11 protein-coding genes and 3 pseudogenes are annotated in these 14,207 nt (G+C 58.9%); 8 read left to right on the forward strand and 6 right to left on the reverse strand.

Features of this window, described 5'->3' with window-relative positions:
- The first annotated feature begins 20 nt into the window (after positions 1–20).
- From BLO50_RS13425 to BLO50_RS13440, 4 genes are read left to right on the forward strand one after another with little or no spacing between them, the layout of a single operon-like run.
- Positions 21–329: a PepSY domain-containing protein gene (locus BLO50_RS13425; RefSeq protein WP_090253626.1), complete on the forward strand. Its 309-nt coding sequence runs from the start codon at positions 21–23 to the stop codon at positions 327–329.
- On the forward strand, positions 329–646 hold the full coding sequence (locus tag BLO50_RS13430) for a PepSY domain-containing protein (protein ID WP_090253628.1): 318 nt from the start codon (positions 329–331) through the stop codon (positions 644–646). The genes BLO50_RS13425 and BLO50_RS13430 overlap by 1 nt, the downstream gene beginning before the upstream one ends.
- Positions 647–1,315 carry a response regulator transcription factor gene (locus BLO50_RS13435; protein ID WP_090253630.1) on the forward strand — a complete coding sequence of 223 codons (669 nt, stop codon included), beginning with the start codon at positions 647–649 and terminating at the stop codon, positions 1,313–1,315. It begins immediately after the preceding gene.
- Positions 1,312–2,631 carry a sensor histidine kinase gene (locus BLO50_RS13440; protein ID WP_090253632.1) on the forward strand — a complete coding sequence of 440 codons (1,320 nt, stop codon included), beginning with the start codon at positions 1,312–1,314 and terminating at the stop codon, positions 2,629–2,631. Before BLO50_RS13435 ends, BLO50_RS13440 begins: the two co-directional genes overlap by 4 nt.
- Positions 2,632–2,658: 27 nt before the next feature.
- Here BLO50_RS13440 and BLO50_RS13445 read toward each other — a convergent pair whose 3' ends face one another.
- The 3 genes and pseudogenes from BLO50_RS13445 to BLO50_RS22325 form a co-directional block, all read right to left on the reverse strand.
- Entirely contained in the window at positions 2,659–3,255 is a 597-nt protein-coding gene (locus BLO50_RS13445) for an NADPH-dependent FMN reductase (protein WP_090253636.1), read from the reverse strand.
- A gap of 110 nt (positions 3,256–3,365) precedes the next feature.
- Positions 3,366–4,121, reverse strand: coding sequence for a methyl-accepting chemotaxis protein (locus BLO50_RS22320; RefSeq protein WP_420875471.1), 756 nt, complete (start codon positions 4,119–4,121; stop codon positions 3,366–3,368).
- A 102-nt stretch (positions 4,122–4,223) separates the two neighbouring features.
- Positions 4,224–5,510: pseudogene (locus BLO50_RS22325) on the reverse strand (PDC sensor domain-containing protein); the annotation flags it as partial.
- A 278-nt stretch (positions 5,511–5,788) separates the two neighbouring features.
- On the opposite strand from BLO50_RS22325, the gene BLO50_RS13455 reads away from it, so the two are divergent.
- From BLO50_RS13455 to BLO50_RS13465, 4 genes and pseudogenes are all read left to right on the forward strand, one after another.
- On the forward strand, positions 5,789–7,108 hold the full coding sequence (locus BLO50_RS13455) for a Na+/H+ antiporter family protein (protein ID WP_090253639.1): 1,320 nt from the start codon (positions 5,789–5,791) through the stop codon (positions 7,106–7,108).
- A gap of 118 nt (positions 7,109–7,226) precedes the next feature.
- Positions 7,227–7,799: pseudogene (locus BLO50_RS22330) on the forward strand (cache domain-containing protein); the annotation flags it as partial.
- Positions 7,800–7,892: 93 nt separating this feature from the next.
- Positions 7,893–8,909, forward strand: a pseudogene (locus BLO50_RS22335) (methyl-accepting chemotaxis protein); the annotation flags it as partial.
- A 361-nt stretch (positions 8,910–9,270) separates the two neighbouring features.
- Positions 9,271–10,665 (forward strand): pectin acetylesterase-family hydrolase, encoded by a 1,395-nt coding sequence (locus tag BLO50_RS13465; RefSeq protein WP_090253643.1) that lies wholly within the window; start codon positions 9,271–9,273, stop codon positions 10,663–10,665.
- Between the two features lie 37 nt (positions 10,666–10,702).
- Here BLO50_RS13465 and BLO50_RS13470 read toward each other — a convergent pair whose 3' ends face one another.
- The 3 genes from BLO50_RS13470 to BLO50_RS13480 all read right to left on the reverse strand — a co-directional run bounded on the left by BLO50_RS13470 (position 10,703) and on the right by BLO50_RS13480 (position 13,986).
- Complete coding sequence (locus BLO50_RS13470; protein WP_143003820.1) at positions 10,703–11,341, reverse strand: hypothetical protein; 639 nt, start codon at positions 11,339–11,341, stop codon at positions 10,703–10,705.
- A 59-nt stretch (positions 11,342–11,400) separates the two neighbouring features.
- Positions 11,401–11,889: a DUF4442 domain-containing protein gene (locus BLO50_RS13475; RefSeq protein WP_090253647.1), complete on the reverse strand. Its 489-nt coding sequence runs from the start codon at positions 11,887–11,889 to the stop codon at positions 11,401–11,403.
- A gap of 96 nt (positions 11,890–11,985) precedes the next feature.
- Positions 11,986–13,986, reverse strand: a complete 2,001-nt coding sequence (locus BLO50_RS13480) for a PhoX family protein (protein ID WP_090253649.1) — start codon at positions 13,984–13,986, stop codon at positions 11,986–11,988.
- Positions 13,987–14,207 lie beyond the last annotated feature (221 nt).

A 14,207-nucleotide genomic window follows, 5' to 3' on the forward strand; every position in this document is an offset into this window, starting at 1 on the left:
ACTCCATAAGGAACTTGAACATGAAAACACTGACTGCCGTATTTGCCGCTGCTGCGCTGACCCTGACTGCCGGTTTGGCCCAAGCCCGTGACCTGGGCCCGGACGAAGCGCTGAAACTGCGTGACGCCGGCACCATCCAGTCCTTCGAAAAACTCAACGCTGCAGCGCTGGCGCTGCACCCAGGCAGCAAGACCGAAGACACCGAGCTGGAAGAAGAGTACGGCCGCTATATCTACCAAGTTGAAGTTCGCGACGCCCAGGGCGTGCAGTGGGACGTCGAGCTGGATGCTACTAACGCACAAGTTCTGAAGAACCAACGAGACGATTGATGAACACCACTGCTTGGCTTGCCCGCGCATTCCTGGCCTGCCTGCTGCTGACGCTGACGTTCAGCAGCAGCGCGCGCGACCTGGATCAGGATGAAGCATTACGTCTGCGCCGTGAGGGGCTGATCATGCCCCTTGAGCAGTTGTTACAGATGGCTTTGAAGCCTCATCCCGGTGCGGTTCTGCTGGAAGTCGAGCTGGAAGAAGAGGACGGCGTACTGGTTTACGAAGTCGAACTGGTGACCGAGCAAGGCATCGTGCGTGAGCTGGAGTTGCATGCCAGCACCGGCGAAGTGCTCAAGGATGAGGTGGAAGACTGAATGCGCCTGTTGCTGGTTGAAGACCATGTTCCCCTGGCTGATGAGCTGCTGGCCGGTTTGATCCGCCAAGGATATGCGGTGGATTGGTTGGCCGACGGCCGCGATGCGGCTTATCAGGGGGCCACTGAACCCTATGACTTGATCATTCTCGACCTCGGCTTGCCTGGCAAACCGGGGATTGAGGTGTTGCAGGAATGGCGTTCTGGTGGGCTCACCACACCGGTCTTGATCCTTACCGCACGCGGCTCCTGGGCTGAGCGGATTGAAGGGCTCAAGGCGGGCGCCGATGACTACATGAGCAAACCCTTCCATCCGGAAGAGCTGCACCTGCGAATCCAGTCTTTGCTGCGCCGCGCTCATGGTCTGGCTAACCAGCCGCAACTCGAAGCGGCGGGCTTGCAACTGGATGAAGGGCGACAATCGGTACAACGCAACGGCGAAGAAGTGCAGCTGACTGCTGCGGAATTCCGCCTGCTGCGCTATTTCATGCTGCATGCTGGGCAATTGCTGTCCAAGAGCCACCTGGCTGAGCACCTGTATGACGGTGAAAGCGAACGCGACTCGAATGTCATCGAGGTGCACGTTAACCATCTGCGGCGCAAGCTGGGGCGCGAGATAATCGAAACCCGCCGCGGGCAGGGCTATCGATTCAGCGGGGATACTGCTTGAGGTCGATTCAACGGCGTTTGAGCCTTGGCCTGGTCAGCGTATTGCTGATTGTCGGCCTGCTGCTGGCGCAAAGCAGCCTTTGGCTGTTTGACCGCAGCCTACGGGGTTACCTGCAAACAACCTTACAGGATGAAACCCAGACGTTACTGGGTGCGGTTGTGCGTGGGCCCAATGGCTTGCAGCTGGATGAACGTCGCCTCAGTGCCGCCTACAAGCGGCCATACTCCGGCCTGTACTTTCGCATCGACCTGAATGAGCAGAGCTGGCGCTCGCGCTCACTTTGGGACCGAGAGCTGCACACAGTTGAAGCCGAAGGCTTGAAAGATGCACTCGGCGATGGGCCGCAAGGTCAGCAATGGCTGGTGTACCGTGCTGATTATCAGCGTTATGGCCAGCCCATCGTGATCCATGTGGCGCGTGATTACAGGCCGATACTCGATAGTTTCAGCCAGGTGCAGAAAGTTATCCTGGGCTTGGGAGTCAGTGCACTGGTGCTGATTTTGTTGCTGCAACGGCTGATCGTCAGTCGGGCGTTGCGCCCGCTGGAACAAGTCCGCAGGCAGCTTTTGCAGTTGCAGCAAGGCCAACGTAGCCAGCTGGATCAGCAGGTGCCGCTTGAGCTGGAACCGCTGGTGGCGCAGATCAACCACCTGCTGGCGCACACCGAAGACACCCTCAAACGGTCGCGCAATGCGTTGGGTAACCTCGGCCATGCATTGAAAACACCGCTTGCGGTGTTGGTCAGTCTGGCAACGCGGGAAGAGCTCAAACAGCTGCCGCAATTGCGCGAAAGCCTGGACGGTCAGTTGCAACAGATCGAGCAGCGCATCGCCCGTGAACTGGGGCGTGCGCGTTTAGCTGGGGAGGCCTTGCCCGGCGCGCATTTTGACTGCGCCAGCGAGCTGCCGGAGCTGTTCTCGACCCTGACAATGATCCACGGCAACCACCTGCAACTGGAGTGGCAGGCCGAGCCTGGTTTGCGCTTACCCTGGGACCGTGAAGACCTGCTGGAACTACTCGGTAACCTGCTGGACAACGCCTGCAAGTGGGCGGATAGCCAGGTACAGCTGCATATCTGCAAAGTGACAGCGGGCTACCAACTTACGATTGATGATGATGGCCCGGGTATCGACGCCGCGCTGCGGGACGAAGTGCTCAGCCGTGGTAGTCGTCTGGATGAACAGGTCGCCGGTCATGGCCTGGGCCTGGGTATCGTTCGCGATATTGTTGATGCGTGGGGCGGAATTTTGCAGCTGGCAGAGAGCCCGCTGGATGGGTTGCGCGTCACGGTCAGCTTGCCGCTAAAACGCACCTGAGGTCATCAGGTGCGTTCAGTGCAATGTTTACATGCCGTTGGCAAATGCCGGGTTGCTCATATCAATACTGGCGCGAACGGGAAGCAGGGCGTGCGCATACTTGACCAGAATATCCAGCTCATAATCGATCCGTGCGTGCAGGCGCTGGTCCTCTTCGTGGCTCGGTTCTGGCGTGTTTAGCACCTTCTCGACACTGCGTACGATCAAGTGCTCGGGCAAGTAGCAGAGGCGGCAGTTTTTGTAGCTGGAGGCGCGCAGCTCGCTGATCGGATAAGCCCCACCTACCCCTGACGAAACGCCCACTAACAGGCCTGGCTTGTGCGCCAGCTCAGCTTTGCTGGCGTAGATAAAGAAGTTCTTGATGGCCGGGCAGGCCATGCCATTCCACTCCGGAGAAATGATCACCACGGCATCGGCAGCGGCCAGTTGCTTGCTGTACAGCCCCCATGGACCGGCGTCTTCAGCAGGCCACAGCGGCAGCGGGGCGAGGCCCAGGTCGATCACATTGCTTTGCGCATCATCGGTGTAACCCAACTGAATCAGACGCTGGCGCAAAAAGCGGGCAACCTTGCCCGATTGGCTGTTACTGCGGCTGGAGCCGGTCACTAGGGCAATATTGAGCATCGTTCACCTCTCGATTTCTGCGGCATCAATAAAAAACGCAGGCTAACAATGGTTAGCCTGCGTCACAAGGAAGCAGCCGCCAGAGTGGCGGTCCGATCATGCCATCTGCGTTAAACGCGGAATTGGTCCATCAGGCTTTGCTGGTGGTTGGCCAATTTGTTCAGCCCTTGGCTGATTTTTGCTGACTCGTCTGCCTGGGCGGAAATCGATTCAGTAACATCCCGGATCGAAGCGACGTTACGGTTAATTTCTTCGGCCACCGAACTCTGCTCCTCAGCCGCGCTGGCGATCTGCAAGTTCATGTCGGTGATCACGCTGACCGCTTGGCTGATGCGTTGCAGCACGGCCACTGCCTGCTCAACCTGCTCAACGCTGCCCTGCGCCTGGCGATGGCTGCTGTGCATGGTGCTGACCACTTCCTTGGTGCCGCTTTGCAAGCCTTCGATGACTTGGCGAATTTCCTCCACCGAGTCCTGGGTGCGTTTCGCCAGGTTGCGCACTTCATCCGCCACCACGGCAAAACCACGGCCCGCTTCACCGGCGCGGGCGGCTTCAATCGCAGCGTTCAGGGCCAAAAGGTTGGTCTGTTCCGCGATCGAGCGGATCACTTCGAGTACTGAGCCGATCTTCTCGCTGCTATTGGCCAGGCCTTCGACTTCCTGCATGGCCACGTTCATTTCGTTGGCCAGGAGTTCGATAGTCGAAGTGGTTTTACCGATCACACTCATACCTTCACGGCTGGCTTGGTCGGCAGTGCGCGCGGCTTCTGCGGCTTGAGCCGCGTTGTGCGCCACATCCTGCGCGGTGGCGCTCATTTCCTGGAACGCTGTAGCCACCTGATCCACTTCACGGTATTGCTGCTGCATCCCATCGCTGGTCTGGCTGGCGATCAGGGCGGATTGATCGGCTGTGCTGCGCGCATCCTGCACGCTGCGTTTAACGTCAGCGATGATGGGTTGCAGTTTATCGAGAAAACGGTTGAACCAGCTGGCCAGCTCGCCCAGTTCATCCTGCTTGGCGTACTCCAGGCGACGGGTCAGATCACCTTCGCCGCTGGCGATGTTCTTCAGCATTGCTGCAACACCGAGAATCGGCCGGGTCACGCCCAGCGCAGTCAACCAGATGAGCAGAATCCCCACCACCCCGGCAACCAAGCCAAGGCCCAAGGACACCGCAGTGCTGCGCGTGCCCATTTCATCCATTTGCGTTTCAAGACGGGCAGCGGGCGCTAACAAAACCTTCTCAGGCGCCTCCATCAGCACCCCCCACGGCTGCGACTCCGGGATTGGCAGCAGCGGTTGGAGCACTTGTAGTGCGCCATCATGGTGCAAAGTTTCCTGGCGATTGCTTGCCACCAGGCTGAGGATTTCGTTGTGTTGATTGGTAATGGCTTTTTCCAGTTTCCCGCCCAGCAGGCTGCTGTCGCGGCTGTGCCCTGCTAGCAGGCCGGCGGGGCTGATGATGCTCACATGGCCGGCGCCGTCGAACAGACCTTGATGAGCATTGGTGCTGAGCTCTTGCAGGCTGGCCAAGCTGATATCAACCCCCAATACGCCGATCACCTTGTCGCCTTGGATCAAGGGGAAGGCGATGCTCGTCATCAGGGTTTTTACCCCGTCAGCCTCATCAATATAGGGATCAAGCAAGCACACCTTTTTTTTCTGCAGTGGGCAGCTGTACCACGCGTTGTAGGGCGCGCCGCTGATTCCTGGGGTGGTGTCATTGAGGCTTTCTTCTGTCATGGCCTCGGAGCTCAGCTCACCGTTATCACCCTGTGACCAATAGACCGAAAAGCGACCTTTGTCATTGCTGCCCAGGTTGCCTTGATCAGCAAAAAGCTCATCCTTGCCATCCAGCGCGTTCGGTTCGAATGCGACATAAATACCCAGCAAACTGCGGTTGGCTTCCAGCGCACTGCGCACCTGACGAGTCAGGTCTTCACGCAGGTCAAAGGCATCTAGAAAGCGCTTCTCAGCCTGTTCCCGAATAAACAACACTTGCGTCGCCGCGCCGCGCCCGTATTGATAGGCGTCCATAAAGTAGCGTTGAATCTGCAACGCTTGGGATTCGCCACGTGCGGACATCCGCAGCTGCGCAGACTCCTGCAGCATGGCGGTGCTGGCCTGCTTGACCAAGCTGGCGCTGCGCGAGGCCTGAATGACTGAGGCGGATACCAGCACCGCAACAATGGCCAGCAAGCACAGGCCGGCCAATAGGGTGATTTTCAACTGGATGGAAAGTCGGCTGAACAGCATTTTCAGGACCTTTATAGGGCAGAGGCTTAGAACGCCTATCGGCGCTTAGGCGCTTTTCTTTAAGTGTCACGTCAAGTAAAGCAGAGCAAATAGCAGGCCAGTGTGAACACTGTAAATCGCAGGGTAATCGAAATCTGCAACGCAGTGTATAGAATAATTTACGGGTGTTTTGACAGGTCAGTCAGCATTAGGCAGAGTACGCGCCCTTCGCCGAGCCGGCGCAGCATCCACGACGGGTCAAACCTTCGTGGGCCTATTTAAATCGCGGGAGTAAATCGATGAACGCAGTCGTTGCGGCAGTGGGGATCATGCTGATCCTCAGCTTGTGCCGTGTACACGTGGTAGTGGCTCTGATCGTTGGCGCCTTGGCCGGTGGCCTGCTTGGCGGCCTCGGTGTTGAGGGGTCGTTGGCGGCTTTCAATAAGGGCCTGGGCGGCGGGGCGACAGTGGCGTTGTCCTATGCCTTGCTGGGTGCCTTTGCCGTGGCGATAGCCAAATCCGGTCTGGCCCACGCACTGGCGGACAAGGCCTTGGCGATGGTCAACAAGCAGGACGCCAAAGGCGCCGGTCTGCTCAAGTGGCTACTGATTGCGCTGCTGTTGGCGGTGGCGATTTCCTCGCAGAACATCCTGCCGATTCATATCGCCTTTATTCCGCTGCTGGTGCCGCCGCTGCTGTATGTATTGAGCAAGCTGCAGCTTGACCGTCGCTTGATCGCCTGTGTGCTGACCTTCGGTCTAATTACCCCATATATGTTTCTGCCCGTGGGTTTTGGCAGCATCTTTCTAAATGACATCCTGCTGGCCAATGTCGCCAGCGGCGGCGTCGATACCAGCGGCCTGGACGTGACCAAAGCCATGGCGATCCCAGCACTGGGTATGCTGTTTGGCTTGCTGGTGGCGGTGTTCTTCAGCTACCGCAAAAAGCGTGTCTACGACCTGAGCAAAATCGAGCAGGCCGAGCGCGTGGATATTGCCTACAACCCATTGAGCCTGCTGGTGGCGGGTGTGGCGATTGCTGCCGCGTTTGTTGTGCAGCTTTGGCTGGACTCGATGATCATCGGTGCCCTGGTCGGCTTTATCATCTTCTCGGTGTCTGGCGTGGTGCGCTGGAAAGAGGCCGATGGCCTGTTTACCGAAGGTATGAAAATGATGGCAATGATCGGCTTTATCATGATCGCTGCCGCCGGTTTTGCCGAAGTGATGAAGGCCACCGGTGAAGTGAAAAGCCTGGTCGACAGCTCTGCTGAACTGATTGGCCATGATAAGGCGCTGGGTGCGCTGCTGATGTTGCTGGTTGGTCTGCTGGTAACCATGGGCATCGGTTCGTCGTTCTCCACCGTGCCAATCATTGCGGCGATTTTCGTACCGTTGGGTCTGCAACTCGGCTTCAGTCCGCTGGCCATCCTGTGCATCGTCGGCACCGCCGGCGCACTGGGTGATGCCGGCTCGCCAGCCTCAGACTCAACCCTCGGCCCAACCGCCGGGCTTAACGTCGATGGCCAGCACAACCACATCTGGGACAGCGTTGTGCCAACTTTCCTGCATTACAACCTGCCGCTGCTGGTATTCGGTTGGGCAGCAGCTATGGTGATTTAACCGGGGCATTGCTCGCCTACAGCGTTATTGCTTTAGGCGATTCAACCTTTCAGCGGGGCTACCGATAAATCGGTAGCCCCGTTTTTATTTCGCTCCACTGCCAACCAAGGACCTGCCGATGCGCCTAACCTTGAAATCAAAAGTCGTGCTGTTGGCACTGATCCCTGTGGTGCTGTTTGCCCTGGTGCTCAGTGGTGCTGCCGCCAAGGTGTTACAGAACCTGGCCGCTCAGGAAGTCAAAGAAACCCGCGAACGCTTGCTGCAGGAAAGCCGCAACGAGCTGCAGCACTACGTACAGATCGCCCTGGGATCTGTACAAACGCTGTATGACGGTGCTGCGCAAGGCGACATGGCCAGCCGAGAACAGGCAATCGTCATTCTGTCGAAGATCAAGTTCGGCAAGGACGGCTACTTCTTCGGCCACGACTCCAACGTGGTGCGTCTGTTCCGCGGCGATAGTCCGGTAGACGTCGGCAAAAGCCTGGCCGATCGCCGCGACCCGAATGGCGTATACATCAACCGTGAACTGGTGAATGTCGCCAAGAACAACAGCTACTACGTCAATTACAGCTCGCCACTGCCAACTGATGACTCTGTGCTGGTGCCGAAAATGGCCTACAGCTACTACCTGCCGAAATGGGACATGGCCCTAGGCACGGCAATCAACCTCGACGGCGTCGAAGCGCAGATTGCTCAGGTGCAAGGTGAAATCGACGAGCGTATCAGCACCATCATTACCAGCATCATGGTGATTGCCGCCGTGCTGCTGGTGATATTCGGCATTGTCGGGGTGGTGCTGAGCAACACCTTCCTGCGCCCGCTGCAGCAGATCAAGGACAACCTCGATGACATCGCCGCCGGTGAAGGCGACCTGACGCGTCGCCTACCGATCAATGGCGACGACGAGCTTGGCCAGCTGGCCGGCTCGTTCAACCGGTTTGTCGAAAAAATCCACGGCCTGGTTCGGCAGATCGTCGACATGACCGGCCAGCTGACTGAGTTGGTCGGCCAGGTTTCGGCCCAGACGCAGCGTTCAGAAGAGGCCATGGAGCGTCAGCGCCATGAGACCGATCAGGTGGCTACGGCCATCAATGAAATGTCCGCCGCCGCCCATGAAGTCGCGCAAAGTGCTCAGGGCGCAGCAGAAGCGGCGCAAAAAACCGACACCGAAGGCCAGGCTGCGAAACACGTGGTCGATGGCAGCATCGAGCGCATCCACACCCTGGTGCAGGATATCCGCGACAGCGGCGTGTCGCTCGATACGCTGCAAAAAGACGTGTCGTCGATTGTCAGCGTGCTCGATGTGATTCGCTCCATCGCCGAGCAGACCAATCTGCTGGCCCTCAACGCGGCCATCGAAGCGGCACGTGCGGGTGAAGCGGGGCGAGGCTTTGCTGTAGTGGCCGACGAGGTGCGCGCGCTGGCCAGCCGTACGCAGCAGAGCACCCAGGAAATTCAGGGGATGATCGACCGCCTGCAAAAGGGCACTCAGGATGCGGTGACGGCGATGCGTCGCTCCAGTGATGCTGGAGATGTCACCAGCGAGCAAGCTAACCGCGCCGGCACCTCGCTGGATGCCATCGCGCAGTTGATCGGCACCATCAACGCGATGAACGCGCAGATCGCTAGCGCCGCCGAAGAGCAGACCGCAGTGGCCGAAGAGATCAACCGCAGCGTGCACAAGATTGCCGTGGCGGTAGACAGCGTGGCCGACGAAACCCAGCAGGGGGCACAGACCGCGCGCAACCTGGCCGAGCTGGGCGAGCGCCTGGGCGCATTGGTGCGTCAATTCCGCATCTAGCACCTGAGGTAGGCATATAAAAAGGGAAGCTTGGCTTCCCTTTTTTATTGTCATGAGCAGTGTTCTGTCGGCGCAGACCGCAGATAACCGCAGCAGCTTAAAACCAGCAGCGCTATATCCAATAAATATGTAGGGCTGTGGTGAATCAGAGTTTCTTGGACTAGCGTGCATGAATCGCCAGGCTGGCTTGAATGTCGAGCAGCGGCGACACGTTTGGGTACGCGCAGTTACTGCTGCTTCGGCGCGGTGTATGGGCAGTCTCCAGTGGGTGATGGGCTGACTTCGGGTAACAGCTGGAGGGGATTCGTACAACGGCTCGGGTATGTGGACCCATCGATAACAACAAGATGAGGGACTCACCATGTCTGTAGCGATAACACTTCGGCGCTGTGCCGCGCCGCTGATGGTTTCGGCCCTGGCAATGCCGGTGCAGGCCGAGCAGGGCGATTACAACTTCTGGCAAACACTTAGCAACCTAGTGGTTGCACCTGCGGCAGATAACAAGGTCACTCCGGCGCAACGCCTAGGGCCGTATCCGCTGCTGGCCAACCCGAGCGGTTTCAACAGCGGCTTCAAACCGGCTAACTACTACGCCTGGCAAACCGTGCAAATGGCCCCGCAAACCGGCGCCGTGTGTGGCAACGGCTCGCCGTACAAATTCTTCGTCAACCGCGTGCCCAATACCCGCAACACCATCATCTACCTGGAGGGCGGCGGGGCCTGCTGGGACTACGCTAGTTGCACCGGTCAAAGCGGCATTCGTGGCGCACGTAACCCCGACGGCATTCCCAATGACTACATGAGCCTGCTCAACCCAGGTGCCAGTCTGGTCAGCCCCTTTGTGGTGCGTCTGCATCCCTGGACGCGCGTGAAAACCCAGAACTGGAATATGGTCTATGTGCCGTATTGCACCGGCGACATCTACTCCGGCGATAAGGTCGCGGTCTATGAAGACCCGCAAAGCCAGCAGGCTCCGCTGATCTGGCACCACAACGGACTGCGTAATATGCGGGCGGTGGTAGGCTGGTTGAAAGACAACCTGCCGCGCCCCACGCAGATGCTGACCACCGGCTGCAGCGCTGGCGGTGCCGGCAGCCTGACCAACTACGCACCAACCCGGCAGGACATCGCACCGACGCGCAGCTTCCTGATCAATGACTCCGGGCCGGTGTTCTCGGCCATCAGTGGCGGTGGTAACGAGTCTTATCCGTCCTTGCCGTTGCAGGGCTTTATCCGCAATGCCTGGGGGCTGGATACCGGGCCGTTGCCATACCTGCAGTCGCGTTTGCCGGGGCTTAACCTGAACAACCTGGGCACCATTTACCCGGCGTTGTCGAGCAACCTGGCGGCTGATCGCATGGGTCATACGCACTTCTGGAAGGACCTAAATTACTCGTCCTATTCCTATGAGCGTTTCTACCCGGAAATCATCAACGCACCGAACCAGGCCGCCAAGGAGGCACTGATTCACGCCAAGTGGGATGTGGACACCAGCAGGCTGCGTAACGAACTGGCCAACCTGCCGAATGTCGGCGGTTACTTCCCGCAGTACCGTGCGGTTAATGAAAGCCACTGCACCAGCATCATCGAGTTTACCAACGCGGATATTCAGGAGCAGAACCTGCAGCTGGATGACTTCGTCAATAACGTGATGAATGGCAGCGGCCCGGTATTGGATGCCTCTGAGCAGAGCGACACCGCCGACCGCAACAAACCCTTCAACCTGCTTTACTACGCACTCGACCAACTGTTGTAACGCTATAGCTCGACCTGAGCAGTCTGCTCAGGTCGGGTTATTGATAGTGTTGTTCGCGCGCCTGCTGCAGGCGTTGGCGCAGGTACTCATCGCGGCTCAAACCATCGGGAAAGCTGTCCATGCTCAGGACTTCCTCAACGATGCGCTTCTCATCGGTCTTGTAACGACGAAACTCGGCGCTAGGTGTAGCTGCCTTGGCTTCGCGCTCGGCGCTAATCGCCTTGTAGCGGGCGACCAATGCGGCGGCCTGATCCTTCTGCGCTTGTTCATCGCCAGTGGTGAGCTGAATCAGCCCCAGCTGCAGTAACAGCGACTCACTCATGGCCAGTTCACTGCGTAGCTCGTAAGTTTCGATCTGTTGACGCAAGACCTGCGCCTGGCTTTCACGTTGTGCGGGGGACAGCTCGGCGGCGCCGCTGACAAAACTGCGGTACGCCTGATGGAACGCCAGGCGTTGCTCCTGGTTTTTTACGGCGGGGTTTTGCAGCAGCTCGTGCAACTGCGCCTCGGTGGGCATCGGCGTTGCTGGGCTAACGCCCGAGAGCACGCTGGTGGAATTGTCGGCCTGACTGGCCTGCGCAACACCCTGCGGCTCGCTGTGCAGGCGCCAATACAAGGTGCCGAGCACCGCAATCAGCACCAGCCCACCACCTACTAGAAGAGGTTTTCCCTGCACCGGCTATCTCCTGAATGACGCCGCACCGTGCGGCGTTTTCAGCTTAGACCAGCCTGCATTCAGCGCTTCTTGCTGACCCAGGCCCAAAGCATTTCACACTGGATCGGCTGGATACCGGCTTCATCGGTCACCGTCACGGCAACCAGCACTTCGCCTTTTTCCTGGGTGTGAATGGCTTGAATCTGCTCGGGTGTCAGGCTTGCCACGGCGCGTAAGCTACCGGTAGCACGCTTGAGGTAGTCGACCTTGAGGCTTTTGATCAGCGGCAGTTTGTCATCGGGCACGTTCATGCCGACCAGAAAACCCGTAGCGGATTCAGCCAGCAGCGCCATGGCGGCGGCATGCACACCTTTGATGTGGTTCTGCACTTTGCGCTTATTGGCGATGCTCATCACCGCCTGCTGCTGGGTCAGCGTATGCACGCGCACCTTGGCGGTGCCAGCGAACTTCACCTGGGAGCCAAATAGCAGCGACAGCGCCGGGCTTTGCAGGGCCGTAGGAAGTTGCTGGATTTTGCCGACGATACGGCTCAAGCGATTGCTGGACATGCTGATGCTCTTTGCGCAAAGGAGAGGGAAGGGCATGAGTCTGTCACAGTGAAATGTGACCGGCCAGGGCTGGCCGGTCACATAATAGCCAGTCGCTTAGAGCAAGCGACGGCCGTCTTCGCGGGTGATGATCACAGTGGCCGAGCGCGGACGCTGACCGGGGCCATCGGGCCAGGTGCTGAGCAGGTTGGTCGCCGTTGAGCCTTCGCCCGGGTGCTGGATATTGACGAACAGGGTGCGGAAGTCCGGGGTCGCGGTAATGCCGGTTACTTCGGCGCCGACAGGACCCACCAGGAAACGCTTCAGCTCACCGGTGCGTGGCTCGGCCACCAGCATCTGGTTGTTGCCGAATGGACCACTGCTTAATTGGCTGCCGCTCATGTCGGTCTGAATCCATAGCCGGCCTTCCTCGTCGAACCACAGCCCGTCGGGGCTGGCCAGGCGATTATCTGCCGTCAGCGGTTTACCGTTCGGGCCGATGCTGTCGGCTTCCGGGCCTGCCAGCATAAACAGACTCCAGGCAAACTGACGACCGGCGTAATCCTTGCACAGCTCACGCCAGCGGATGATATGACCGAACGCGTTAGCGGGGCGCGGATTGGCAGCATCGACGCTGGTCCGGGCACTGTTGTTGGTCAGGGTGAAATACACCTCGCCGTTGTCCGGGTTGACCGCGCCCCATTCCGGGCGATCCATCTTGGTGGCGCCAACCACGTCAGCTGCCAGGCGAGTATTGATCAATACCTCACCTTGGTCGGCAAAACTCACTCCAGCAGCCTTGCAGGCTTGCTGGAATTTCTTGTCGTAGATATCCAGCGCCAGCCATTCACCCTTGCCGCTGGCGTCGAAGCGCGCGACATACAGTGTGCCTTCGTCGAGCAAGCGGCCATTGCTGCGCCCTGGGCGGTATTTGTCGCGGCTGACGTATTTGTAGATGTACTCGTTCTGTGAATCGTCGCCGGAGTAGCACACTACAGGGCGGCCTGATTTCACCGGGGCGAACACCAGGCCTTCGTGGGCAAAGCGACCGAGCGCCGTGCGCTTGACCGGGACTGATTCCGGTGCGAACGGATCAATTTCGACGATCCAGCCAAAGTGGTTGGGTTCGTTGCGATAGTCCGCGCTGGCGGTGGTGGTGGTACGCGTGGCATCGAAACGCTCGAACTCATCACCCTTGAGGTGATCCCAGCCGTAGCGGCTGCTGCTGCGCAGGCCATAGCGGCTCAGCTCGCGCGGCAAGTCAGTGTCGCGGCTGGCAAAGTAGCCGGCCCAGTTCTCTTCGCAGGTCAGGTAGGTGCCCCATGGGGTAAAACCGTGTGAGCAATTGTTCAAAGTGCCGCGCGTTGCCGTGCCTTTTGGGCTGTAACGGGTTTTCAATAGCGCATGGCCGCGCGCCGGGCCGCTGATCTGCATGGGCGTAGCGCCGGTGATTCGGCGGTTTCTGGCGCTCGGCAATACCGCCCATTCGCCATTCAGGCCGCGGCGTACTTCCACCACGGAAACGCCGTGGGCGTTGATTTCCTTGCGCACTTCTTCGGCGCTGCTGCGTTTGCCGGCCACCAGGGTCGGGCCATTGGGGTGCAGCAGGGGTGCATCGATGTATTCGTGGTTGAGTACCAGCAGGCCGTGATCGCTTTTCTTTCCGCCGCGCTGTGCGTCAATCGGGAAGAAATGCATGCCGTCATGGTGCATGCCCAGTTGCTCGGCCTGATCCTGGGCGCTGTTGCTGCCGTCACTCAGGTAGGCCGGGTAATTACCGGTGATCGGCGTACCCCAAGGGATAAAGGGGGTGGCACGGTAACCGGTCGGTACGCTGATGCTGTCTAAGCGGTTGGTCGCTATAGCCGTGAAGGGCAGCTTGCTGCGCGGTCTAAAGTGCAGTTTTTCCAGGCCTTTGGCGGCTGGCTCTGCTGCCACCGCGGCGCCAGGCATAACACTGCCGAGAAACGCCAGGGTGCCGAGCGCTGCACCGGCGGCCAGCACCTGCCTACGGCCTACGCCGTCGATCAGCTGATTGATATGCGGGTTATCGGACGCATTGCTGGGCAATTCATCGCCATTGCCGAACAGCACTGAGTTGTCATTATTCTGGCTCATGCAGGCTCCTTGGATTAATCGACGGGTGTCTGACGCTATCCAAGGAAATTGACGTAAACATGACAGCGGTTGTGCGAAAGCGCACAAAACCGGAAGAAGGGCGAATCGCGGGCAAAAAATGGCCGGGAGCCATTTTTTAACGTCGTACAGCGACGGCTAGAAGGGTGGCCGCCATGGATGGCCGGCCATAAAAAAATCCCAGCATTTCTGCTGGGATTTTT

The sequence above is a fragment of the Pseudomonas peli genome, from assembly GCF_900099645.1.
GTDB classification, from domain to species: domain Bacteria; phylum Pseudomonadota; class Gammaproteobacteria; order Pseudomonadales; family Pseudomonadaceae; genus Aquipseudomonas; species Aquipseudomonas peli.

Coding starts and splice junctions, on each gene's coding strand:
- BLO50_RS13425 (WP_090253626.1), top strand. CDS start 21: ATGAAAACACTGACTGCCGTATTTGCCGCTGCTGCGCTGACCCTGACT.
- BLO50_RS13430 (WP_090253628.1), top strand. CDS start 329: ATGAACACCACTGCTTGGCTTGCCCGCGCATTCCTGGCCTGCCTGCTG.
- BLO50_RS13435 (WP_090253630.1), top strand. CDS start 647: ATGCGCCTGTTGCTGGTTGAAGACCATGTTCCCCTGGCTGATGAGCTG.
- BLO50_RS13445 (WP_090253636.1), bottom strand. CDS start 3,255: ATGCTCAATATTGCCCTAGTGACCGGCTCCAGCCGCAGTAACAGCCAA.
- BLO50_RS22320 (WP_420875471.1), bottom strand. CDS start 4,121: ATGCAGCAGCAATACCGTGAAGTGGATCAGGTGGCTACAGCGTTCCAG.
- BLO50_RS13455 (WP_090253639.1), top strand. CDS start 5,789: ATGAACGCAGTCGTTGCGGCAGTGGGGATCATGCTGATCCTCAGCTTG.
- BLO50_RS13465 (WP_090253643.1), top strand. CDS start 9,271: ATGTCTGTAGCGATAACACTTCGGCGCTGTGCCGCGCCGCTGATGGTT.
- BLO50_RS13475 (WP_090253647.1), bottom strand. CDS start 11,889: ATGTCCAGCAATCGCTTGAGCCGTATCGTCGGCAAAATCCAGCAACTT.
- BLO50_RS13480 (WP_090253649.1), bottom strand. CDS start 13,986: ATGAGCCAGAATAATGACAACTCAGTGCTGTTCGGCAATGGCGATGAA.